21 protein-coding genes, 2 tRNA genes and 1 pseudogene are annotated in these 21,952 nt (G+C 67.6%); 12 read left to right on the plus strand and 12 right to left on the minus strand.

Annotated features, from left to right (window positions below; all coding sequences use genetic code 11):
• Positions 1–67 precede the first annotated feature (67 nt).
• Both ACGFJ2_RS36465 and ACGFJ2_RS36470 read right to left on the minus strand, forming a co-directional pair.
• The gene (locus ACGFJ2_RS36465; RefSeq protein ID WP_393476225.1) at positions 68–439 is read right to left on the minus strand and encodes a hypothetical protein; all 372 of its coding nucleotides are present in this window, start codon (positions 437–439) and stop codon (positions 68–70) included.
• On the minus strand, positions 436–684 hold the full coding sequence (locus tag ACGFJ2_RS36470; RefSeq protein ID WP_393476228.1) for a helix-turn-helix domain-containing protein: 249 nt from the start codon (positions 682–684) through the stop codon (positions 436–438). The genes ACGFJ2_RS36465 and ACGFJ2_RS36470 overlap by 4 nt, the downstream gene beginning before the upstream one ends.
• 209 nt (positions 685–893) lie before the next feature.
• On the opposite strand from ACGFJ2_RS36470, the gene ACGFJ2_RS36475 reads away from it, so the two are divergent.
• The 4 genes from ACGFJ2_RS36475 to ACGFJ2_RS36490 all read left to right on the plus strand — a co-directional run bounded on the left by ACGFJ2_RS36475 (position 894) and on the right by ACGFJ2_RS36490 (position 4,184).
• Positions 894–1,337 carry a hypothetical protein gene (locus ACGFJ2_RS36475; protein WP_358178810.1) on the plus strand — a complete coding sequence of 148 codons (444 nt, stop codon included), beginning with the start codon at positions 894–896 and terminating at the stop codon, positions 1,335–1,337.
• Between the two features lie 154 nt (positions 1,338–1,491).
• Positions 1,492–1,887: a hypothetical protein gene (locus ACGFJ2_RS36480; protein WP_393476231.1), complete on the plus strand. Its 396-nt coding sequence runs from the start codon at positions 1,492–1,494 to the stop codon at positions 1,885–1,887.
• 50 nt (positions 1,888–1,937) lie between these two features.
• Positions 1,938–2,657 (plus strand): hypothetical protein, encoded by a 720-nt coding sequence (locus ACGFJ2_RS36485; protein ID WP_393476234.1) that lies wholly within the window; start codon positions 1,938–1,940, stop codon positions 2,655–2,657.
• A gap of 105 nt (positions 2,658–2,762) precedes the next feature.
• Complete coding sequence (locus tag ACGFJ2_RS36490) at positions 2,763–4,184, plus strand: tyrosine-type recombinase/integrase (RefSeq protein ID WP_393476237.1); 1,422 nt, start codon at positions 2,763–2,765, stop codon at positions 4,182–4,184.
• Positions 4,185–4,278: 94 nt separating this feature from the next.
• Here ACGFJ2_RS36490 and ACGFJ2_RS36495 read toward each other — a convergent pair.
• The 7 genes from ACGFJ2_RS36495 to galU all read right to left on the minus strand — a co-directional run bounded on the left by ACGFJ2_RS36495 (position 4,279) and on the right by galU (position 8,843).
• Positions 4,279–4,352: transfer RNA gene (locus ACGFJ2_RS36495), tRNA-Ala, on the minus strand.
• A 49-nt stretch (positions 4,353–4,401) separates the two neighbouring features.
• Complete coding sequence (locus ACGFJ2_RS36500; RefSeq protein WP_363990277.1) at positions 4,402–4,992, minus strand: hypothetical protein; 591 nt, start codon at positions 4,990–4,992, stop codon at positions 4,402–4,404.
• Between the two features lie 124 nt (positions 4,993–5,116).
• Positions 5,117–5,770, minus strand: a complete 654-nt coding sequence (locus ACGFJ2_RS36505) for a GNAT family protein (RefSeq protein ID WP_357944580.1) — start codon at positions 5,768–5,770, stop codon at positions 5,117–5,119.
• Positions 5,771–5,826: 56 nt separating this feature from the next.
• Positions 5,827–6,306, minus strand: a complete 480-nt coding sequence (locus tag ACGFJ2_RS36510; RefSeq protein ID WP_393476314.1) for a molybdenum cofactor biosynthesis protein B — start codon at positions 6,304–6,306, stop codon at positions 5,827–5,829.
• A complete protein-coding gene (gene moaC, locus ACGFJ2_RS36515) occupies positions 6,303–6,728 on the minus strand; it encodes a cyclic pyranopterin monophosphate synthase MoaC (protein ID WP_372470479.1) in 426 nt (141 codons plus the stop codon). Before moaC ends, ACGFJ2_RS36510 begins: the two co-directional genes overlap by 4 nt.
• A 38-nt stretch (positions 6,729–6,766) precedes the next feature.
• The gene (gene glp / locus ACGFJ2_RS36520; RefSeq protein ID WP_357943685.1) at positions 6,767–7,954 is read right to left on the minus strand and encodes a gephyrin-like molybdotransferase Glp; all 1,188 of its coding nucleotides are present in this window, start codon (positions 7,952–7,954) and stop codon (positions 6,767–6,769) included.
• Positions 7,941–8,843, minus strand: coding sequence for a UTP--glucose-1-phosphate uridylyltransferase GalU (gene galU, locus ACGFJ2_RS36525; protein ID WP_357943683.1), 903 nt, complete (start codon positions 8,841–8,843; stop codon positions 7,941–7,943). Before galU ends, glp begins: the two co-directional genes overlap by 14 nt.
• A gap of 33 nt (positions 8,844–8,876) precedes the next feature.
• Between galU and ACGFJ2_RS36530 the strand changes: the two genes are divergently transcribed.
• The 3 genes from ACGFJ2_RS36530 to ACGFJ2_RS36540 all read left to right on the plus strand — a co-directional run bounded on the left by ACGFJ2_RS36530 (position 8,877) and on the right by ACGFJ2_RS36540 (position 11,353).
• The gene (locus tag ACGFJ2_RS36530) at positions 8,877–9,437 is read left to right on the plus strand and encodes a 5-formyltetrahydrofolate cyclo-ligase (RefSeq protein WP_393476318.1); all 561 of its coding nucleotides are present in this window, start codon (positions 8,877–8,879) and stop codon (positions 9,435–9,437) included.
• Positions 9,438–9,461: 24 nt separating this feature from the next.
• On the plus strand, positions 9,462–10,967 hold the full coding sequence (locus ACGFJ2_RS36535; RefSeq protein ID WP_393476242.1) for a potassium/proton antiporter: 1,506 nt from the start codon (positions 9,462–9,464) through the stop codon (positions 10,965–10,967).
• Positions 10,968–11,035: 68 nt separating this feature from the next.
• Positions 11,036–11,353: an FmdB family zinc ribbon protein gene (locus ACGFJ2_RS36540; RefSeq protein WP_357943679.1), complete on the plus strand. Its 318-nt coding sequence runs from the start codon at positions 11,036–11,038 to the stop codon at positions 11,351–11,353.
• Here ACGFJ2_RS36540 and ACGFJ2_RS36545 read toward each other — a convergent pair.
• Positions 11,350–13,323: a DHA2 family efflux MFS transporter permease subunit gene (locus ACGFJ2_RS36545; RefSeq protein WP_393476246.1), complete on the minus strand. Its 1,974-nt coding sequence runs from the start codon at positions 13,321–13,323 to the stop codon at positions 11,350–11,352. The two genes, ACGFJ2_RS36540 and ACGFJ2_RS36545, sit on opposite strands and share 4 nt — an antisense overlap.
• A gap of 109 nt (positions 13,324–13,432) precedes the next feature.
• Here ACGFJ2_RS36545 and ACGFJ2_RS36550 point away from each other — a divergent pair, with 109 nt between their 5' ends.
• Positions 13,433–14,239, plus strand: coding sequence for an S-methyl-5'-thioadenosine phosphorylase (locus tag ACGFJ2_RS36550; protein WP_393476249.1), 807 nt, complete (start codon positions 13,433–13,435; stop codon positions 14,237–14,239).
• 212 nt (positions 14,240–14,451) lie between these two features.
• On the plus strand, positions 14,452–14,898 hold the full coding sequence (locus ACGFJ2_RS36555; protein ID WP_393476252.1) for a flagellar biosynthesis protein FlgA: 447 nt from the start codon (positions 14,452–14,454) through the stop codon (positions 14,896–14,898).
• 34 nt (positions 14,899–14,932) lie between these two features.
• Here ACGFJ2_RS36555 and ACGFJ2_RS36560 read toward each other — a convergent pair whose 3' ends face one another.
• Positions 14,933–15,958: a D-alanyl-D-alanine carboxypeptidase family protein gene (locus ACGFJ2_RS36560; RefSeq protein WP_357943671.1), complete on the minus strand. Its 1,026-nt coding sequence runs from the start codon at positions 15,956–15,958 to the stop codon at positions 14,933–14,935.
• A gap of 1,236 nt (positions 15,959–17,194) precedes the next feature.
• On the opposite strand from ACGFJ2_RS36560, the gene ACGFJ2_RS36565 reads away from it, so the two are divergent.
• Positions 17,195–17,270: transfer RNA gene (locus ACGFJ2_RS36565), tRNA-Arg, on the plus strand.
• 1,491 nt (positions 17,271–18,761) lie between these two features.
• Here the strand turns inward: ACGFJ2_RS36565 and ACGFJ2_RS36570 are convergent.
• Entirely contained in the window at positions 18,762–19,253 is a 492-nt protein-coding gene (locus tag ACGFJ2_RS36570; RefSeq protein WP_393476255.1) for a tyrosine-type recombinase/integrase, read from the minus strand.
• A gap of 136 nt (positions 19,254–19,389) precedes the next feature.
• Between ACGFJ2_RS36570 and ACGFJ2_RS36575 the strand changes: the two are divergent.
• Positions 19,390–20,166: pseudogene (locus ACGFJ2_RS36575) on the plus strand (IS256 family transposase); the annotation flags it as partial.
• A 55-nt stretch (positions 20,167–20,221) separates the two neighbouring features.
• Positions 20,222–21,952, plus strand: a 1,731-nt coding sequence (locus tag ACGFJ2_RS36580; protein ID WP_393476258.1) for an ISAzo13 family transposase, incomplete at its 3' end; no start/stop codon positions are given.

Below are 21,952 nucleotides of genomic sequence, written 5' to 3' on the forward strand. Positions count from 1 at the left end.
ATGGCGCGCAGGATCCGGGCGAGCATGGCGCCGGCCAGAACGTCGCGGTTGTAGCGCTCGGTGGCGGTCACGACGCCTTCCCGATGCGTGGACCTTTGGCGACGAGCGGGCGCACGTTGCTCCCAGAGATGGGGGCGGGCTGTGGCTGACGGGTGCGGCGCGGAACGGGCTGCGGTTTGACGGCCTGGCGCCTCGGCTCGTTCGCGGTCTCGCGGGCGGCGGGCCGCTGCTCACCTTCGCTGACAATCTCGGCGATCATCTCGTCGGTCCACCGGTACTTACCGGTGCCCTTCTTGCCAACCGTGACCCTGGTGGATCCCCAACGGCCCGACGCGGCCATTCGCACGACGGCCCGAGGCTTGCAGTTGAACAGCTCCGCCAGGCAGTGTTTGGTGTGCAGCGTCTTGCCGCAGGGGCAGTAGGCGGGGGTGGCGCTCATGCCGATTCCCGCTCGGCGTCATCGTCGGCCAGCAGGTCTTCGCGGGGTACGCCTAAGACGCGAGCGATGGCGTTGAGGAGCTTGAAGCCAGGCTGTGCGTGGCCGAGTTCGACGTTCCTGATGGTGTCGGGATGCCGCTGCATTTTTTCGCGCTTGGCGAGCTTGGCGACGAGTTCATCAACGGTGAGGTCGGCGGCTTCGCGTCGGGCTCGGATCTTTTTTCCGTCGGCTCTTGTGAGCTGCATGGACTGCAGACTAGTACAGATCTGTATGCAGAGTCCAGAGTCCAGGAGAACAGATCTGTACAGATTTCTAGTACAGGTTGGCACAGATTGATACAGACCTGGCCTGACACTGGGCCCTTACAACAGGTAGACCTGTACAGGTCTGTAGTCCATGATGAGTATTCGTGAGCCCTACACCAGCAACTCCCCGAGAGCGACTAGCCGCCGCCATGGAAGAGCGACGGCAGGCCCTCGGCATGACATGGGCAAAAGTGGCGTCCGAAGCGGAAATTACGGTCGAGACGCTCCGCGCTATCCGGCGCTTCAAGAACGAGCCCAGCACCCTGACAAAGAGAGGACTCGAACGCGCCCTCCACTGGAAACCTGACAGCATCGACGCGGTCCTGGCGGGCCGCGACCCGACCCCCCTTCCGCCAGCTGGCAGTCTTCCCGCGCTCGAAGCGGAGGTTCGGGGGGCGGTCGATGAAGCCGACGACGAAGGAGACTCGGCCATCACCCCGCAGCTGAAGGACCTGCTGGCGTCAGTCGATCGGCGACTAGCGGAACTCCACGAGACAGTCGCCAGCAGACTCGACGAGCAGGCCCGACAGATTGAGGAGTTGCGGCGAGAGCAGCGACTCGACGAAGAGGATCGACGACGCAAGGGCGCATAGCGGAAGATCTTCGCACACGCCACTAAAAGTAACAGAACGGTTACATTCGGATTTTGGGTGTAGACCCAAACCATGGCAAGAGCGTCAATAAAGTCCCGACAGCCTTACTGCACGAGGGACCAACCCGCACATCTCCCAGCACCGGAGGGCGGACGTGACGTCCCGTACCAACAGCACCAATGGCACCGACGGCCAAGGAGGAGGTGGTGACGACGGCGGCGGCTCCCCCAGCCAGCGCGCCCTGATCGCCCACGCGATCAAAGCCTCGCGCACCACCCGCCAAGACCGGGCCAGGATGCGTAAAGCTATCCGCGGCCTGGACCGTATTGGGCAGCATCACCAGCCGCCCGAAGATCCGTCGATTCCGCCGCAGCGCTTCGTCGAAGAACTGCGGCGGCCGACTCGCGCCCGCCGCAGAACGATCGTCGTCATGGTGGACGGCGACCGCGTCCCGATCCTGCTCAACCCGCAAGGCAAGGCCGATCCCGACCGTGAGCAGTGGCTGTGGGACTACGTCCGCGCCCTCGTACGAGAGGGCACAGCAAGATGAGCTCGCATCGCCGAGACGACAACGTCAAACCGATCCCCCTCCGCTTAGACATGCCGCCGGAGATCGCCGTACTCGCCCTTCCCCGGAAGGAGAGCGAGGCACCGACCGTCATCCTCAACACGGCCGAGAAGAACCAGCGGGCCGCCTACAGCGTGTTCAGAATCGACGCTGTCGCTGCCGCCGCCGTCGCCTGGATAGCGGAGCGACTTGCACGCTGGGCCCGCGACCATCCGGCGGCAGCCGCCACTTTCACCGCAGCAGCCACCTCGGCGGCCGTCGCCACAGGCGCGAACATAGCGCTGGACGACGGCCGCGCACCGGCGGCGTTACCGCAGCAGACGATCACCATCGTCGCCACGCGGATGGAACCAGTTGTCGCCACGACGCGGACGCCGGCAAGAACCACCGTCACGACCACGCCCTCACCAAAGGCGGTCACTGCCACGGACCCCACGCAGCCGCCCGTCCTTCGCACTGCCGAGGCGGAGCCGAGCGTTGAGCCCACGACCAAGCCGACAGTGAGATCCACCACCAAGCTCACTCGCAAGTCGAGCGCCAAGCCGACCGCGTCCAGCGAAGCGACCACGCCGACGGCACAAGAGGTGCCCGCGATCAGGACGCCCCCAGCGCCGTCACCCTCACCCGGACAGCCAGCGGCCACCCCGCCGCCCGCAGCGGAGGAAGAGCCTGCATCGACCACGGCGGCGGCCAGAGGCTGCGCCGTCCGCGTCGATCTGGACCCGCTGCTCGACCTGTGCGTGCTTTCCTAGAACCCCTGACCCCCACACTCCCAAGGACCCCTCATGGGCTATGGCGAGAAACGCGGCAAGTTCTTCCGAGCCCGCTGGCGAGGACCCACCGGCGACCTTGAAAGCATGTCTGGCTTCCTCACGAAGAAGGCTGCGGACACCTACGCCAACGACCAGGAAGCCGCCATCCGCGCGGGCCGATACGTCGACCCGCGCGCCGGCCAGATCACCCTCCTGGATTGGGTCAACATCTGGTATCCCGCCCAGGATCTGGAATTGACCACGCTGGAGACGTACCGGTCGCTGCTGGAGAACATCGTGCTTCCGGAGTTCGGCGAGCGCAGCCTGGCCTCGTTGGCTGCCGAGGAGATCGCCGCGTGGGAGAAGGATCTGGTCAGCAGCAAGAGGTGTTCCGCCCGGACTGCGAAAGACGCTCGCTCCGTGCTGGGCACGGCGCTGGGGGCGGCGATCCCGGCTCGCATTCAGGTCAATCCCGCCGAGCGCAAACGCGCCACCGGGAAGAAGGCCACTCGGCGCGTCCAGCGTGTCATGCAGGCGCGTAAGGCGTGGGCCACCCCGCTGGAGGCGCTGCTGATGGCCGAGCGAGTAGCGGCCATGAGTGGAGAGGAGAACGACTTCATCAAGCTCGTGTTCATCGCCTACACCGGCGTCCGCTGGTCGGAGGCGGTCGGCCTGGATCCCAGGTGCGTGCGCGGCGACACGATCGACCTGGACTGGAAGCTGTACGAACTGAACGGCCGCTTCTACCGCGGCCACCCGAAGGACGGCAGCATCCGCCCCATTGATGCGCCACCGTTCCTCAGTGCGCTGCTGGGGCGGCAGGAAGTTCGTACGTGCACGTGCCGCACCGACGCTGAAGAGCCGTACTGCAGTGGCGGCAGATACGTCTTCCTCGGGCCTGGGGGCGGCCACGCCAGGCGTAGCGACTTCGCTCGACGCTTCTTCCGGCCCGCAGCCGATGGCTGGTACGCCGCCCGCGGCGGCAAGTCGGCCAGGGTGGCGGCGCCTGTTCTCGCCGACGCGGCCACCTCATGGCCGGGGAGGGTCATCAACCCTCCTTGGCCGGCGGGCGTCGACAGTTATCCGCGAGGCCGCGGCGTTCCGGTCTTGGCTGCGGACGTGCCCGTCGCGAACTGGCTGCCCATCATGAAGGATCTGACGCCGCACGGTCTGCGACACAGCCATGAGACGTGGATGGCGGAGGACCGCATCGCGGACGCTCTGCGGGACGAGCGCATGGGGCACATCGGCGACGGCAGCATGCGGGCCCACTACACGCACGTGTCAGATCAGATGCGTGGGGAGCTCGTCGACGCGTTGCAGAAGCGATGGGAGCAGTCGCTCGCCGACCGGGCCGCGCTGGAGCGGCATTGGGGTCAGCCGGTGCCGTCGTCGGTTTCGTTGCTGAACGAGTTGCTGGCGCCGTATCGGGATGGCGTGGTTACCGCGATCGGGTCGGCGCGGCCCCGTCGGGCTCTTCAGCCGGTTCGCCGGGAGCGGGTTCGGATGGCATCGGCGAGACGCTGACCCTAAAGATCCACTCCCATTTCGCTCCCACAATCGGACATCGATCAAACAGAAGAGGCCGTTTCCCGACTGGGAAACGGCCTCTGACCTGCGGTGGAGATGAGGGGATTCGAACCCCTGACCCCTTCGATGCGAACGAAGTGCGCTACCGGACTGCGCTACATCCCCATGGACTTGACCAGATTAGCAAACCCCCAGCACTCCTCGCGCCACACATTCAGTCCCCCACCGCCCGCCGGGGCGGCTCCGCGTACTGATCGAACAGTACGTCCCCCTGTCGAGCCGCCAGGTCGATGATCTCGGCCTGTGCCTGTTCGGCCGCCAGCTCCGCCGCCCGCTGCTGCTCGCGCAGCCGGCGGGCGCGGGCCGTACGGGCCTGAGCCGCACGATCGCGCCGTTCGCGGTCCACCTGGACCGCGATCCGGAGGAAGGCCATGTACGCCAGCATGATGACCCCGGCGGGCGCGACGCTCCACCAGGGGATCACCTTGACCGCGGCGGTGACGACAGAGGCGATCACGAGCAGGGCCGTGAAGAAGAGCAGGCGCCGGCGCCGGGCCACGATGATCGCGCGGCGCCTGGCCCGGAACTGCCGCGGGTCGACTCGTTCGAACTCGCCCGTGTAGTCCTCGGGCTGCTCCACCAGATCGTCGGGCTGCTGGGACAGGTCCGGTAGCTGGTGTTCGCCGGTGTAGTACTCCTCGAGCTCCACCAGCTCGGCGAGGTTGGTCTTGTCCCTGCGCAACCACATCGGAACTAGGACACACAGCCACATAACGACGATGGCCAGGTAGAGGAGGATGCTCACAGCCACCTCCGGGCAGCACAAAGACGCCTGGCTGCTGGCGGCGTCTTCGATGTGCTCACGTCACGCACCGTAAGACCGCGTGTCACTAATTGACGAGCATTCGGTGCGGTGTGTCGCGAGATCGTCAAACCTCTTCTACTGGAGACCCACCGTGAGCGGCTGACTCACGCGCGCGACGCCACTGTACGAGCAAGCCCCCGGGTACGTCCTCGACGGTCAACGCGTAACAAATGTGATCGCGCCAGGCTCCATCGATGTGAAGTTGGCGACGCCGTATGCCTTCTTCCCTGAATCCCAGCTTCTCAACCACCCTGCGGCTGGCTTGGTTCTCGGGGCGGATGTTCGCCTCCAGCCGATGCAGGCCGGTGGTGAAGAAGCAGTGGTCGACGGCCATGGCGAGCGCGGTCGGGGTGATGCCCTGACCGGCCAGCGCGCCGTCGATCCAGTAGCCCACCTGTGCGGAGCGGGCCGAGCCCCAGACGATGGCGCCGATGGTCAGCTGTCCCGCGAACCGGCCACCGTGCGTGACGACCCACGGCAGCGCGAGGCCCTGCCTGGCCTCGCGACGCAGGGTGCCGACCATGGAAATGTACGGGCCGAGACCCGTTCGGAACAGCGGCGTCTCCGGATTGCTGGGCTCCCAGGGACGCAGCCACTCGGCGTTGCGCAGCCGTGTCTCTCGCCACACACGTACGTCGGCCAGTCGCAGCGGTCGCAGGCCCACCGGGCCTTCGTTGAGAACCGCCGGCCAGCCACGAAGTCGATCCACATCTCTCATCATCCCCCTATCGGGCACGATGTCGCCACGGATCAGCAGCGGTGACTCTCCGCACGCTACGGGCGAGGGTGGTCACCCCCACGAATCTGATCGACCGCATGCCGAAGGACGGGAGCGAGTACGGCCACACCATCCCGTACGCCGCCGGAGGATCCGGGCAGATTGACGATCAACGTGTCGCCCGCCTGGCCCGCGAGACCACGGGAAAGGATCGAGGTCGGCACTTTGTCGCGGTTCGCCTGGCGGATGGCCTCCGCTATCCCGGGAATCTCGCGGGTGATCACCCGAGCCGTCATCTCCGGCGTCAGATCGGTCGGTGTCAGACCGGTCCCGCCGGTCGTCACGATCACCGCGTACCCTGCCGAAACGCCATCGCGGAGTGCGGCCTCGACCGGCTCCCCATCGGGCACCACGACGGGCCCCTCCACGGAACACCCGGCTTCCGAAAGCAACGAAACCAGGAGCGGTCCCGATTTATCGGCGTAAATCCCGGCTGATGCGCGATTCGACACGGTCACCACCAACGCCCGGATCACCGCGTCCACAACCCGGTCTTCCCGCCCACCTTCTCCTCCACCCGCACATCGGTGATCACCGCGGCCGGATCGACCGCCTTGACCATGTCGATCAACGCGAGCGCCGCCACGGACACCGCCGTCAGCGCCTCCATCTCGACACCGGTACGGTCGGCCGTCTTCACCCGGCAGGTGATGGCGACCCCCCAATCCTCGACGTCGAGCGACACCTTGACCCCGTGCAACGCGATCGGATGGCAGAGCGGGATCAGGTCGGGCGTCCGCTTGGCGCCCATGATGCCGGCGATCCTCGCCACGCCGAGCGCGTCGCCCTTGGGCACCTCACCCGACCGCAGCAGCTCCACCACCGCGGCCGACAGCAGCACCCGCCCGGTGGCCGTGGCCGAACGCGCCCCGACCTCCTTGCCGGACACGTCGACCATGCGCGCGGCGCCCGTCTCATCGAGATGGGTGAATTCCGTCAAAACCGGGTCACCTCCACGACAGCCCCGGCGGGCACCTCGGTCACGTCCTCGGGTACGACGATCAGCGCGTTGGCCGAGGCCAGCGCGGCCAGCTGGTGCGAGCCCTGCCCGCGCACGGGCGAGACGGTGCCGTCGGACGACAGCACACCGCGCAGGTACGACCGCCGCCCCGACGGTGACCGCAACGGCCCCGTGACCCTGGCGGAGACCGTCTCCGGCGGGTCCACGGGCAGGCCGCGCATCTTCTGCAGCGCCGGCCGTACGAAGAGCAGGAAAGAGACGAACGACGAGACCGGATTGCCGGGCAACGCGAAGATCGGCACCTGGTCCTCGCCCACGACGCCGAAGCCCTGCGGCATGCCGGGCTGCATCGCGACCTTCTCGAAGTTGACCGTGCCGAGCGGGGTGAGCGCCTCTTTGACCGGTTCGTACGCGCCCATCGAGACGCCGCCGCTGGTCACGATCGCGTCGGCGCGAATGAGCTGTGCGTCGAGCTGGTCGAGGAAGGCGGCGGGGTCGTCGCCGACGGTGGTCGCGCGGAAGCCCTCGGCGCCGGACTCGCGTACGGCGGCGGTCAGGGTCACGCTGTTGGAGTCCCAGATCTGGCCGGGGCCGAGGGGCATGCCGGGTTCGACCAGTTCGGCGCCGGTCGACAGGACCACGACGCGAGGGCGCGGCCGTACCATGACGCGGCGGCGGCCCACCCCGGCGATGATGCCGAGCTGCGCGGGCCCGATCACCGTGCCCGGTTTGAGGACGACTTCACCGGCTTGTACGTCCTCGCCCGCCCGGCGGATGGCGTTGCCGACCGTGGGAGCGCGGTCGATCGTGACGGAGACCGTACCGCCGTCCGTCCATTCCACCGGCACGACGGCGTCGGCGCCGGCGGGGAGGGGCGCCCCCGTCATGATGCGGACGGCATGCCCGGGACCGACCGCCCGCAGCTCGCTCGACCCGGCGGCCACGTCGTCGATCACCGGAAGGGTGACCGGGACATCCGCGACATCCTGCGCACGTACCGCGTAGCCATCCATGGCCGAGTTGTCGAACGGCGGCAGCGGCACCGGCGAGGCGACCTCCTCGGCCAGCGTCGCGCCTAGAGCCTGCTCCAGGTCGAGTTCGAGTGGGGCCAGCGGACGCACGGTGGCCAGGATCTCGGCCAGATGGGCGTCAACTGATTTCATCGAGGAACTCCCGCAACCACGGCACGAACTCGGGCGCCAGGTCGGGCCGGTCGGCCGCGAACTTCACGACCGTACGGAGATAGTCGAGTTTGTCGCCGGTGTCGTAGCGACGGCCGCGGAACAGCACGCCGTGGACCGGCCCGCCCTCCTCGGTGCCGCGCGCGGCCAGTGTGCGGAGCGCGTCGGTGAGCTGGATCTCGTTGCCGCGGCCCGGCGGGGTGTTCTCGAGCACCTCGAAGACCGCCGGGTCTATCACGTAACGCCCGATGATCGCCCAGTTTGAGGGCGCCTCGTCCACCGGCGGCTTCTCGACGAGGTCGGTCACGCGTACGACGTCGGACTCGGAAGTGGCCTCGATCGTGGCCACGCCGTACAGCGAGACCTGTTCCTTGGGCACCTCCATCAGCGCGATCACGCTGCCGCCGTAGGTGTTGCGCACCTGGATCATGCGGTCGAGCAGCTTGTCGCGGTGGTCGATGAGGTCGTCACCGAGCAGGCAGGCGAACGGGTTGTCGCCGACGTGCTGCTTGGCGCAGAGGACCGCGTGGCCGAGCCCCTTCGGCTCGCCCTGGCGTACGTAGTGCAGGGTCGCCAGGGAGGCCGGCTCGCGGACCTGGGACAACCGATGCTCGTCGCCCTTGGCCTCCAGCACCTCCTCCAGCTCGAACGCCCGGTCGAAGTGGTCCTCGATCGACCGCTTGTTCTTGCCGGTGACCATGAGGAGATCGAGGAGCCCGGCGGAGGCCGCCTCCTCAACGACATACTGGATCGCGGGCTTGTCGACGATGGGCAACATCTCCTTGGGTGTCGCCTTCGTCGCTGGTAGGAATCGGGTGCCCAGACCTGCGGCGGGCACGACGGCTTTCGTCACAGGGTCGAAGTCAGCCATGAGTAGACCCTAGTGGAGGTATCTGTGGACAAGATGAAACTGCGCCGCGAGCTGCTCTCAGCGCGTAGCTTCCTCTCCCCGGAGCAGTTGCGGATAAACGCCTCGAAGGTCCGCGAAACACTGCTCGATCAGCCGTGGGTACAGATGGCCGGGCTGGTGGCCTGCTACTGGTCCGTCGGCTCGGAGCCGGGGACGCACGGGCTGGTGTTCGCGCTGTGGAAGCACGGCGCGACCGTGATGCTGCCCGTGCTGCGGGAGGACAATGACCTCGACTGGGCGGTTTATGACGGTCCTGACACGCTGGCGCCCGGCCGCTTCGGAATCATGGAGCCGGTCGACACCCGGCGCGGCGTCGACGCGGTCCGCACGGCCGCCCTCGTGATCGTCCCCGCTCTCGCCGTGGACAGGCACTCGGGGGTACGGCTCGGCCGTGGCGGTGGCTCGTACGACCGCGCCCTGTCCAGGGTGGGGCCGAACGTCCCGACTGTCGCCCTTCTCCATGACGGTGAGCTGATCGACGACGTGCCGGCCGAACCGCACGATCAGCAGGTCCGCTGGGCGATCACACCCAGCGGACTCACTAGGCTTATGTGAAGGAAACACACAGGAGGGGGCCAGATGACGCTAGATGTCTGGCTTCTCCTTGGTGCCGCGATCGTCATCGCGGCCATCGCCTCGGTCCGCATCGCGCATCGCAGCGGCCTGCCCAGCCTCCTGCTCTTCCTCGGCCTGGGTCTGGTCCTGGGCGAGGCCGGGTTCGGCATCCCGTTCGACAATCCGGAGCTGGCCCAGCAGATCGGCCTGAGCGCGCTGGCGGTGATCCTGGCCGAGGGTGGTCTGACCACGAACTGGAGCCACGTGCGCCGCTCGGTGCCGCTGGCCCTGATCCTGGCCACCCTCGGGGTGGCGGTCAGCATCCTGGTGGTGGCGGTGGCCGTACAGGGGCTGCTGGGGTTCGGCCTGAACTCCGCGCTGATCCTCGGCGCGGTGCTGGCCTCAACCGACGCGGCCGCCGTGTTCTCGGTGCTGCGGCGGCTGCCGCTGCCGCCGCGCCTGGCCGGCGTGCTGGAGGCGGAGTCGGGCTTCAACGACGCGCCCACGGTGATCGCGGTGGTGCTGCTGAGCGCCGCCACTCACTCGCCGCCGTCGCTCGGCTCGTTCCTGTTGCAAACCGGGACCGAGTTGGTCATCGGCGCGGCGGTCGGCCTCGCCATCGGGCCCGCCGGCGCGTACACCCTGCGCCGCGTCGCCCTGCCCGCCTCAGGCCTGTATCCGATCGCTGTCCTGGCGCTGACCTTCGTCTCGTACGGCGGCGCGGTGCTGCTGCACGGCTCGGGCTTCCTGGCCGTCTACCTGACGGCGCTGATCCTGGGCAACTCGCGGCTGCCGCACCGGGCGGCGACCAGGGGGTTCGCGGAAGGGGCCGCCTGGTTGGCGCAGATCGGGCTGTTCGTGATGCTCGGGCTGCTGGCCGACCCGAAGGAGATGCCGTCGGCGATCGTGCAGGGCCTCATCGCGGGAACGGTCCTGGTGCTCCTGGCCAGGCCACTGTCCGTGATGGTCAGCGCGCTGGCGGCCCGGCTGCTGCGCCTCGGGCGGACGAACTGGCGCGAACAGGCGTTCCTGTCATGGGCCGGCCTGCGCGGAGCCGTCCCCATCGTCTTGGCGACCATCCCCTGGGCGGCCGGTGTCGCGGGCTCGAAGGACATCTTCAACGAGGTCTTCGTGATCGTGATGGTGTTCACGCTGCTGCAGGGGCCGACGCTGCCGTTCGTGGCCAGGATCCTCGGCGTGGCCGCCCCCGGAGAGGCGCACGATCTGGAGGTGGAGTCGGCGCCGCTGGAGGAGCTGAAGGCCGACCTGCTGCAGATCAAGGTGCCGCCCGGCTCCCAGCTGCACGGCGTCGAGATCTTCGAGCTGCGCCTGCCGTCCGGGGCCGCCGTCACGCTCATCGTCCGCGACGGCAAATCGTTCGTCCCCTCGGCCACCACCCGGGTCCGGGCGGACGACCAGCTGCTCGTGGTCGCCACCGCGGCCTGCCGCGACGAGGTCGAGAGCCGCATGCGCGCCGTCAGCCGCCGGGGCAAGCTGGCCGGATGGTACGGAGAACGCGGTTCGGAATAGACGTTTGACCTAATCGGTTACCATTAGCAGTCGCATCGCTCGAGTGCCAGAACTTGAAGGAGGAGCGCGTGCCGACCTACCAGTACGCCTGCAACGACTGCGGTGAGCAGCTCGAAGTCGTTCAGAAGTTTACCGACGATGCGCTGACGGTCTGCCCGGCCTGCGAGGGGAACCTGCGCAAGGTGTTCTCCGCCGTCGGGATCGTGTTCAAGGGATCGGGCTTCTACCGTACGGACAACCGGGCCAGTTCGACTGGTTCGTCCACCACCTCCTCTTCGTCCTCGTCCAACGGGAAGTCGAGCGAGAGCAAGCCCGCCGAGTCCAAGCCGGCCGAGTCGAAGTCCACCACGACTCCGGCCCCCGCGGCCGCTTCCGCCACCTCCTAGCGCCCTTTACGCTGCTGGCGTGGGCAATCGGCGTTGACGCCGAGCAGGGCCGGGGCGACTCGTTCGACGAGTTGCTCCAGCTGGGGGTGCGCGCCCCAGTCCGCGACGAGTCTGCTCAATCCCTCGCTCGAGCAGCGCAGCAGCCTCAGCGCGGCCCGCTGGCCGTCTTCTGTGAGCCGCAGCGAGTCGCCGTCCGGTGACCGTTCGACAAGGCCGTCCGTTATCAGCTGGTTGGCATAGGGACGGCCTTGTTCACGGCTGACGTTCGCCCGCGCCGCCAGGTCCGCGGCCTTGACCCAGCCCTCGCCGCCGAGCCTGGCCACGATCCAGACGCCCTGCGGTGGTACGCCGGTCAAACCGGCCAAGTCGCCCACCCGTTCGTAGAAGCCCCTGCGCAGGTTGGCGTCCGCCAGGCGTACGAGACCTCGCTCGACCTCGGCCAGCGACGACCGCTCCGCCGACGTGGCGCCCAGCCCCTCGCCCAGGTCGGTCGCCTTGGTCGTCTCTCTGAGGCGCTGCTGCGGAATCAGCCAGCTGAGCAGGAAAGCGACGAACATCACCGGCGCCGCCACCCGAAAGACGGCGGCGATCGCGTCGGCGTACACGTGCAGAAACGCAGCCACGAGGTGGCCCGGCAGCCGCTGAATGGTGGTGGGATCCTGCTGGACCCGCGCCGGATCGAAGCCCGGCGGCAGCCTGGTCCTGGTCAGCAACTCGCGCAGATCGGCGTCGAGCCGGGCGGTGAAGACCGCGCCGAGCGTGGCGACGCCGAACGAGCCGCCGATCATCCGGAAGAACGTCGCCCCCGACGTGGCCACACCGAGGTCCTTGAAGTCGACCGCGTTCTGCACGATGATCACCAGCACCTGCATGGTCATCCCCAGCCCCACACCCAGGACCAGCAGGTAGAGGCCCAGCGCCGACAGGCTCGTGTGCTCGGTCACCATGGACAGCAGGAACATCCCGGCCGTCGCCACCCCCGTGCCCGCGATGGGCAGGAAGCGGTATTTGCCGGTCCTGGCGATGATCTGACCGCTCACGATGGACATCGTGAACATCCCCGCCATCATCGGCAGCAGATAGACCCCGGACAACGTCGCGGTGACTCCGTGAACCACCTGCAGATAGAGCGGAAGGTACGCGAGCGCGCCGAACATCCCGAACCCCACCACGAACCCGACGAACGCCGTCATCGAGAACGCCCTGTTCCTGAACAGCCCGAGCGGCAGAACCGGCTCGGCCGCCCGCCGCTCGGCGAGCACCCACCCGGCGAGCAGAGCGACGGCCGCCACCGTGAGCCCGATGATCATCGGGCTCACAGCGGCACCCCCGGTGGCGATCAGAACCAGACACGACGTGGCACCGCCGAGCAGCACGACACCCACATAGTCGATCTTGTGTTTGGTCCGCGTCTGATCCCCCGGCAGCGCCGTGGCGATCACGAACAGCGCGACCGCGCCGATGGGCAGGTTGATGTAGAACACCCAGTGCCAGCTGAGATGATCGACGAACAGACCGCCGAGCAGCGGCCCCACGATGCTGGACACCGCGAAGACCCCGCCGAAGAACCCCTGGTATTTCCCCCTGTCGCGGGGCGACACGACGTCGCCGACGATCGCCTGGGCCAGCACCATGAGCCCGCCGCCGCCCAGGCCCTGGATCGAGCGGAAGAAGATGAGCTCGCTCATGTTCTGGCTCAGGCCGCAGAGCGCCGAGCCGATGAGAAAGATGACGATCGCCGCGACGAACAGCCTCTTACGGCCGTACTGGTCACCCAGCTTGCCCCACAGCGGCGTGGAGACCGTCGAGGCGAGCAGGTAGGCCGTCACCACCCACGACAGCTGCTCCAGGCCGCCGAGGTCGCTCACGATCGTCGGCAGGGCGGTCGACACGATCGTCTGGTCGAGCGCCGCGAGGAGCAGACCGAGCATGAGCGCGACGATGATGAGGACGAGGCCCTTTTGCCGCATGCGAAGATACTACTCTTCGCACTTGTGTGCTAACGCAGTGAAGTAAGTTATCCACAGAACGCCATTCAGCCCCTGCTCCCCCTCCACCAATGCCGCTAATCTCGGCGCCATGCTCACTCGTGCAGACATCGGCGTCATCGGCGGCTCGGGCTTTTACTCCCTGCTCGACGGCGCGGAAGAGATAGAGGTCGCCACCCCCTACGGGCCGCCCAGCGACGTGGTCACGGTCGGGCGCATCGGCTCGCGCCCCGTGGCGTTCATCCCCCGACACGGGCGGGATCACCGCTTTCCACCCCATCGCATCCCCTACCGGGCCAACCTCTGGGCCCTGCGCTCACTCGGCGTCCGCCAGGTGCTCGCGCCCAGCGCCGTGGGCTCGCTCCAGGTCGAGCACGGGCCGGGCGCGATCGTGATCCCCGATCAGCTCATCGACCGTACGTCTGGACGGGTCCAGACCTTCTACGACATCGACGGCGCGGTCCATGTGTCCTTCGCCGACCCCTACTGCCCTTCGGGCCGCTCCGTGGCCGTGACGGCCGCTCGGGCGGGCGGCTGGGCCACGGTAGACGGCGGCACCCTGGTGGTGATCGAGGGCCCGCGCTTCTCGACCCGGGCGGAGTCGCGCTGGTTCGCGGGCAACGGGTGGACGATCGTCGGCATGACCGGCTTCCCTGAGGCGATCCTGGCCCGCGAGCTGGCGCTCTGCTACACGTCGCTCTCGCTGGTGACCGACCACGACGCCGGGGTCGAGGCCGGCGAAGGCGTGACGCATGAGGAGGTGCTGGAGTTCTTCGCCCGGAATGTGACACGCATGCGGGGGCTGGTGGCGGAGGCGGTGCAGGGGCTGCCTAGTGAGCGATCGTGTCCGTGTGGGTCGGCGTTGGACGGCATCAAGCTGCCGTTCGAACTGCCGTGAGTGGGAGCCTAGCGGGTGGCTGGCCGGGGCTCGCCCGCCCCGGTTCGGCGGGGCGGGCTGAACGGCTCGGTGGGCTCGGAGGGCTCGGGCGCCTTGGGCGGGTTGGGCGGGTTGGGCGTCGTCGGCGGCGGCTTGTTGCTGCGATGGCGGCTGGCATCGGCGTCCTTTCCGCATATATCGCCCTACGCCCTACTCACGCCCCCTCCGTACTGGTGGCAACCCATGACCTCTCCCCCGGCATCCTCAAACCGGGCGACCTCCGCCCGGCCGCCCTCAACCCACCCCCGTCCGGCGCCATCCGCTCGGGCGCCGTCGGCCGCATGCTGGCCGGGGCCATGCGCCGCGGCGAGCCCCTCACCGACGTACGCCTGCTCCACTCACTCCCGCTGCCACCCGGCACCGTGGCCGCGCCGGTGCGCATCGCGGACGCCGACACGGCCCAGCTGATCACCCCAGGCTCGACGATCGGCGTCCTGGCGGCTTGGGAGGGCCAGCCGGCCCAACTGATCGCCGACGACGTCACCGTCGTAACCATCCCCAAGGCCGAGGACGACCACGGCGCCTTGATCGTGCTGGCCACCAGCCCATCACAGGCAAGCCAACTGGCCGCCGCCCAGGCAGGCGGCCGCCTGTCCATCACCATCAAGCCCCACCCGTAGCAACTGTAACCGGCTGTGCCGAGACAGACCTTGCCTAGAGAACGGAATCCTTCTTGGGGTCGTACTCCCAATGCCACGGCTCGAACGGGCTGCTATAGGCCCAGGACGGATGGAACCACCCATACTTCTTGGAGTTGTTCTCCATCCAGACGAACTCCACCGACCGGAACCGCTCCACCCCACCACAGAGGTCAACGGCCAGCCCGAGACCGTGGTTGCTCCGCCCCGGCACCGCCGCGAACCCCGGCCGCCGATAGTAAACCGACTGCTGCTCAGCCAGGCTGCGGTACGCGTCGGTCACACACATCTGCTTACCGAACCGCTTCCGATAAGCCTCATTCAAGCTGACGAAGGCGATCGTCGCATCAGCCCTGAGGCTCTGCCCCTTCTGCTGCAACGGACACAACATCGCCTTCGGGATCAACCCATTGGGATAGGAGTTGGCCGTCGCCGCCCGCAACGGATTGCACCCCAGCGCCGCCCGCCCGACCTTGTCGACCTTGATGCCCATCTTCACCAGCGCCGCGGTCAACGACTTCACGATCTTGTCCGACCGCTGCCTGAGCGTGTCGATCTCCACCGCCATCTGCGCCTCGGCCAGCAGATTAGACGCCCGCAACTCCTGCGCCTCGCCGGCCAGCCGCTCCGTCTCCTTGTAGAGCGTGCTGGTCTGCTCAACCACCTGCTGCCGATTAGCCACGATATGAGCGGTATTGGTCATGGCCCGCAACGTCCCGGCGTCAGCATCACCGGACAGGAACGGCGCAACCCCATCACCACCGACAGGCTGCTCGTACAACAACTCCGCCATCTGCGCCACCGGCTGCCGAATCACGGCAAGCTTCCTCTCCGCCTCCTGCAGCGTGGTGAGCGTCGCTGTCAGCTTCTTCTCAGAGGCGGCAATGTCGCTACGACGCTTCTCCAGCGCCTTGGTCGCGTCCTCAAGCTCCTTGGCCGACTTCTCGGCCTCCTTGCGAAGCTCGGTAAGGGTCGCCGGATCCCGCCGTTCGGCGTGGGCAGGCGTAGCCGCAGGCAGGATGACCAGGGAAGTCATGGCCATGGCAACCGCGATCAGACCCGCTGACCGAGGGGATGGCACCGTCGACTCCTCCGTTTGCAACTCTGTTACCAGGGTCCGGCACGCACGTTACTACAGCCCTCCGAGTGCCCGGACCGAACTCTGAAGAGCTGTTATGACCGCGAAAGAACCACTTTGTACGCCCAACTGCCTTCGCGGCTGCCTTCATGGGCTTGTCGTCGCAGGTAGGACGGGTACATCACGGACAGATCAGCCCACCTGTGCGGCTGGTGCATCCTCACGGGCATATGGCTCAGTGGGGCATGTGATGGCACTGGGGGTGGCGCGGCGGTCATGTGGGGCATCCATTGGGGTGGGTGGCAGGGCAGGCAACTGCCGCACCCCTCACGGTCGGATCAACGCGTACTCGGTTTCACAGGCAAGCGGAGCCATACACACTCAGACGAGGCCAGCACAGTCGGAACGGCACCATCTTCAGCGAACGCATCAAGCAGGCCACCACCACTCCAAAACATCCACCTCCCCTCCCTCGCTTCCGCCTTCGCTCCCTCCGTCACTTCCCCCTTCGGTCACCTCTCGCTTGGGCTCGGTCACTTCCCGATTAAGCCCGGCCGCCTCCCGCTTGGGCTCGGTCACCTCTCCCTTGGGGCCGGCCGCCTCCCGCTTGAGTCCGGTCACCCCCCGCTTGGGCCGCCGCCCATGCTCCCGACAAGACTTCCAAAGCCACGTATCCACCCACTCCCCCGCACACGCCCGCTCCGTACGCACAGGCTCAGCCGTACCTCGCTCCACGACGACAGGCGCAGGAGAGGGCATCACCACCTCTGCCTCGTCCTCCTGCGACTTCGGCTTCGGCGCGGCATCGCGCACAGCCGCCGGCACCACCCCCTCGTACCACCGCTCAGGCCGAGCAGGCGCAGGCATCAAAACCGGCTCAAACCCCACCCACCCCCCAACCCCAGCCCGCATCCCCCGCTGCGCCGCCGCCCTCTCATAGCCGGTGAGCTCCCCCGCCAACAACCCGCCAGCAAGGATCCCCGGCGCCAACACAGCCGCAATCAACACGACAGGCCGCCTACGCACCTGACTACGTCGCCTTCTGGTCACAGACCCGACGCTATCGACGCGGGATGCGCAACAATCTGATCGCTTGCCATGCCTTTACTGCAGCTCAGAGCACCCATGACCCGCCCAGCCAAACTCACGACCGCCCTGCGTCCCACACACTGCCGTAGTTTCGCTAGGCTTACGGGGTCCGCCTCCGTAGCTCAGGGGATAGAGCACCGCTCTCCTAAAGCGGGTGCCGCAGGTTCGAATCCTGCCGGGGGCACCAGATCTGACCAGCCATCGAGGGCCCTTGACCAGCGGTAACGCCAGTCAGGGGCTTCGTTGTGTGTCCGGTGCCGTCCGGCTGTAGCTGATCGTTAGCGGTTGACCGTGCCAAATACGTGCGCACAGTGCTTCACTCTTCCTCAGCTCCGTATCAACCCGCGTCGCCATGACCGATCACGCAGAAGACCGTCCCACCTTCAAATGCCCTCCCCAGGAAGTCGACGACAATATGTCCGAAGTGCCTGTTTCGGTGAAAGTGCTCGAAAATGGCCTCCGGCGCCGCTAAGTGCGCAGGTCATTCAGGGTGCTCCCCGCGCATGCGGGGATGGTCCCATGCTCGGCGCGCGTACTTCACGCTGGTCTAGGTGCTCCCCGCGCATGCGGGGATGGTCCCCCGAGCCGCATCAGGTCCAGGCCCTGAGCGATGTGCTCCCCGCGCATGCGGGGATGGTCCCGCGGCGGTCAGGCGTTCCAAAATGTCGTTCAGATGCTCCCCGCGCACGCGGGGATGGTCCCGGCGTCGGGGCGGGGGTCCCGAGTCGTTGATCCGCGCTCCCCGCGCACGCGGGGATGGTCCCCTGCGCCGATTCGGGGTTCCGACCCCCTTGCCGTGCTCCCCGCGCACGCGGGGATGGTCCCCACCTACACGGGATGGGCACCTTCCTGATGAAGTGCTCCCCGCGCACGCGGGGATGGTCCCTAGAGCAGGGTTGTCCCGTTCTGAGCGATTGAGTGCTCCCCGCACACGTGGGGATGGTCCCGCCTGCGTGGGGTATGGCCGGAGGCGAAACGGGTGCTCCCCGCGCACGCGGGGATGGTCCCGCGTGTACGACAATGGCGGGATGGTGATCGGTGTGCTCCCCGCGCAGGCGGGGATGGTCCCAGGTACAGCGTGTCGGTGGACTCGACGAAGGCGTGCTCCCCGCGCACGCGAGGATGGCCCCCACCCGCACGCCGAGCACTGGATCGCCGACCTGTGCTCCCCGCGCACGCGGGGATGGTCCCCCCCAAACCCTCGACGACCAAGGGGCCGAGATGTGCTCCCCGCGCAGGCGGGGATGGTCCCAGGTACAGCGTGTCGGTGGACTCGACGAAGGCGTGCTCCCCGCGCACGCGAGGATGGTCCCAGCTCGCCATCATGGGCCTGATCCATCTGTTCGTGCTCCCCGCGCACGCGGGGAGCGTCCCTTGGCGCGACGCTGTACGAGTTGGGCGAGCATGGCGTGCTCCCCGGGCACGCGGGGATGGTCCCAGGTAGTCGATGCCCATGTGTTCGAAGTAGACGTGCTCCCCGCGCATGCGGGGATGGTCCCGTCTGGTACGGCCAGTCGCGCAGCCACAGTCCGTGCTCCCCGCGCACGCGGGGATGGTCCCAGCTCCCCGGTGTAGTTCGGGAGGTTGAAGGTGTGCTCCCCGCGCAAGCGGGGGTGGCCCGCCCGGGTCGGCGTCCCTCCCGAGGGTAGGAAGACACCTTCCGCCGCCGACCTCATCGTTACTCCAGCGCCTCGGAGATTCGCCGCTTGGCGACCTCGTCCTGGCCCACGATGCACTTGGCGTAAATCCGCAAGAGCACATCTACGCTGTGCCCCGCCCATTCAGCGACCTGGGGCGCTGAAACTCCAGCGTTCAGCCAGGTAGAGACACAGGCGTGCCGGAGGTCGTACGGCCTGGCGGCCAGAGGCGAGGCGAACTCCTTTGCCGTCAGCGCCGTCCTTCGCGCGGCCTTCCAGGCGCGTCGGTAGGTGATGAACGGCAACTCTCCGCCCCTCACTCCATAGAAGAGGCGTCCGCCCGTTCCGTCTCCGAACGCGCCGAGATGGGCACGCAGAATGCGAACCAGCGGCGGAGGGATCGGCACGGTACGGCTGTGCCCTTCAGCGCGATGCTTCAGCGCACGTTCCTCGCGGGCGGCGCCAGAGTCGGTCCACTCCCGCCCGGAGTACGGCGCAGCCTTGAGCAGGTGCAACTCTCCCCAGGCAGCCACAGGCTCCCCCATCTCTCCCGAACCGGGACTGTAAAACTAACGGCGGATCTGATGATCAAGGGAGACACACTTGATGTCCGAGACTGCCGTGGAGTCGCTGTCTATGAACGAAGTGCCTGCCGAGCCGGACCGCTCAATGACGGACGAGCAGCTGATCTCGATGCTGGTGGGTCGAGCCCGCAGCGAGGGTCTGCAGCTGACCGGCGAGGGCGGGTTGCTGCAGCAGCTGACCAAGCGGGTGCTGGAGTCGGCGCTGGAAGGCGAGATCACCGATCACCTCGGCTATGGCAGGCACGACCCGGCCGGGAAGAACAGCGGCAACAGCCGCAACGGCACCCGCAGCAAGACCGTGGTGACCGACGTCGGCCCGGTGGAGGTGCGGGTACCACGCGATGTGGCCGGCACCTTCGAGCCCCAGCTGGTGCGCAAGCGGCAGCGCCGGCTGTCGGGCGTGGATGAGATGGTCTTGTCGCTGTCGGCCAAGGGCCTCACGCACGGCGAGATCTCCGCGCATCTGGCCGAGGTGTACGGTGCCCAGGTCTCCAAGCAGACCATCTCCACCATCACCGACAAGGTCATGGACGGGATGGCCGAATGGCAGAACCGGCCGCTCGATCGCGTGTACCCGGTCCTGTTCGTGGACGCGATCAACGTCAAGATCAGGGACGGTCACGTCGCCAACCGGCCCATCTACCTGGTCATGGCCGTCACCGTCGACGGTCACCGCGACATCCTCGGCATCTGGGCCGGCGACGGCGGCGAGGGCGCCAAACACTGGCTGGCGGTGCTGACCGAGCTGAAGAACCGCGGCGTGGACGATGTCCTCATGCTGGTCTGCGACGGCCTCAAGGGCCTGCCGCAGGCGGTGGAGGCGGTCTGGCCGCGCACCATCGTCCAGACCTGCGTGATCCACCGTAGTTGTAAGGAAACAACACGATGCTTCTCGGTTTCCGGTTCGATGGGGTGGTATGGCCATCCCGGGCGAGGTCCGCGGTCAGCTCGCGGCGCGGTTCGCGGTGTTGCTGCCGCATCTGAACGAGCGTCAGAGGCGTCTGGCGTTGGCGACCGAGGCCAGGTTGCTTGGTCACGGGGGTGTTCGGTTAGTCGCGCAGGTGGCCGGGGTCAGCGAGACCACTGTCCGCAAGGGCGTGTTCGAGCTCGAGTCCGGGGCTGATCCGCTGCCCGATGGGCGGGTCCGACGCGCGGGGGGCGGCAGGTTACGAGCCGAGGCTGTTGATCCACTTCTGCTTCCAGCGTTGATGGGGCTGGTCGAGCCGGACGAGCGCGGGGATCCCGAATCACCGCTGCGGTGGACGACGAAGTCGCTCCGGCATCTGGCTGCGGAGTTGTCCCGGCAGGGACATCGGGTGACCGCACCGACGGTGGGCCGACTGTTGAAGGCGAACGGGTTCAGCCTGCAGGGCACCGCCAAGACCCTGGAGGGCGATCAGCATCCTGATCGGGACGCGCAGTTCCGCTACATCAACGTGCAGGTCAAGGAGCATCAGGCGGCGGGTGAGCCGGTGATCAGCGTGGATGCGAAGAAGAAGGAGCAGCTGGGGCTGCTGCCGATGGGCGGGCGGGAATGGCGGCCTCGCGGCGAGCCAGTGCAGGTCGAGGACCATAGCTTCTGGGCCGGCCCGAACGTCGAGACGGTGGTGCCCTATGGGATCTACGACATGACCGCCGACACGGGCTGGGTGAACGTCGGAGTCGACCACGACACCGCGGCGTTCGCGGTCGCCTCGATCCGCCGCTGGTGGCAGGCGCGCGGCCATGCCGACTATCCAAGCGCGTCCCGGCTGCTGATCACCGCGGATGCGGGCGGTTCGAACAGCTACCGCTACCGGCTTTGGAAGGCCGAATTGGCCGCGTTCGCCGCCGAGGCCGGGTTGATGGTCACGGTCTGCCATTTCCCGCCGGGCACCTCGAAGTGGAACAAGATCGAGCACCGGTTGTTCTCGCATATCACGATGAACTGGCGCGGACGGCCGTTGACCAGCCATCAGGTCGTCCTCAACACGATCGCGGCGACCACGACGTCGGCCGGGCTGAGGGTCGAGGCCGCTCTGGATCCCGATTCCTATCCGACCGGAGTCTCGATCAGCCGCGACCAGTTCCAGGCCCTGCCCATCACTGCCCATCCCGAACACGGAGCCTGGAACTACAGCATTGCCCCGAAAGGCGGACAGGCCGTCCCGCCGCGTGCCGACCAGCGAGCGGCGGCCCGAGCACAGACCATGCAGTTGCTCGCTGGCGCCCGCCTGACCGGCATGAGCAGCGACGAACTCGACGCGCTACGCGCCCGGCTCGCCCCGGCCCAGCAGGCCCGGGCCGAGCAACGCCGTTTCGTACTGCGCGGCGGCCGACGGGTCGCCACCACCGGCCGCAGCCGAGCACTGCTCTCCAGCTCAGACGAGGTCCTGATTACCGTCATCTACCTGCGGCAGGTCTGCCCGCAGAAAGTGCTGTGCGACCTGCTCGGGATCAACCCCGTCACGATCGGCCAGGCGATCAAAGCCACCCGGCAACTCTTGGACGAGCAGAAGATCAGCATCACCCCAACCGTCGTTCGCTACTTCACTCGAGCAGACGACCTACGCTCCTGGGCCAGCGGCACCGACCCGGCCTCGCACGTTCCGGCAAGCCCGACCCGTCATGCACTGACCGACCCGCACCTGACCGGCATGAGCCGCAAG

The organism is Nonomuraea sp. NPDC049028 (genome assembly GCF_043197735.1).
Lineage (GTDB): Bacteria > Actinomycetota > Actinomycetes > Streptosporangiales > Streptosporangiaceae > Nonomuraea.

Bases quoted from the DNA above. Each gene is read 5' to 3' on its own strand.
- ACGFJ2_RS36465 (WP_393476225.1), bottom strand. From the start codon at position 439: ATGAGCGCCACCCCCGCCTACTGCCCCTGCGGCAAGACGCTGCACACC.
- ACGFJ2_RS36470 (WP_393476228.1), bottom strand. From the start codon at position 684: ATGCAGCTCACAAGAGCCGACGGAAAAAAGATCCGAGCCCGACGCGAA.
- ACGFJ2_RS36475 (WP_358178810.1), top strand. From the start codon at position 894: ATGGAAGAGCGACGGCAGGCCCTCGGCATGACATGGGCAAAAGTGGCG.
- ACGFJ2_RS36485 (WP_393476234.1), top strand. From the start codon at position 1,938: ATGCCGCCGGAGATCGCCGTACTCGCCCTTCCCCGGAAGGAGAGCGAG.
- ACGFJ2_RS36490 (WP_393476237.1), top strand. From the start codon at position 2,763: ATGTCTGGCTTCCTCACGAAGAAGGCTGCGGACACCTACGCCAACGAC.
- ACGFJ2_RS36505 (WP_357944580.1), bottom strand. From the start codon at position 5,770: ATGAGAGATGTGGATCGACTTCGTGGCTGGCCGGCGGTTCTCAACGAA.
- moaC (WP_372470479.1), bottom strand. From the start codon at position 6,728: ATGGTCGACGTGTCCGGCAAGGAGGTCGGGGCGCGTTCGGCCACGGCC.
- glp (WP_357943685.1), bottom strand. From the start codon at position 7,954: ATGAAATCAGTTGACGCCCATCTGGCCGAGATCCTGGCCACCGTGCGT.
- galU (WP_357943683.1), bottom strand. From the start codon at position 8,843: ATGGCTGACTTCGACCCTGTGACGAAAGCCGTCGTGCCCGCCGCAGGT.
- ACGFJ2_RS36530 (WP_393476318.1), top strand. From the start codon at position 8,877: ATGAAACTGCGCCGCGAGCTGCTCTCAGCGCGTAGCTTCCTCTCCCCG.
- ACGFJ2_RS36535 (WP_393476242.1), top strand. From the start codon at position 9,462: ATGACGCTAGATGTCTGGCTTCTCCTTGGTGCCGCGATCGTCATCGCG.
- ACGFJ2_RS36545 (WP_393476246.1), bottom strand. From the start codon at position 13,323: ATGCGGCAAAAGGGCCTCGTCCTCATCATCGTCGCGCTCATGCTCGGT.
- ACGFJ2_RS36550 (WP_393476249.1), top strand. From the start codon at position 13,433: ATGCTCACTCGTGCAGACATCGGCGTCATCGGCGGCTCGGGCTTTTAC.
- ACGFJ2_RS36560 (WP_357943671.1), bottom strand. From the start codon at position 15,958: ATGGCCATGACTTCCCTGGTCATCCTGCCTGCGGCTACGCCTGCCCAC.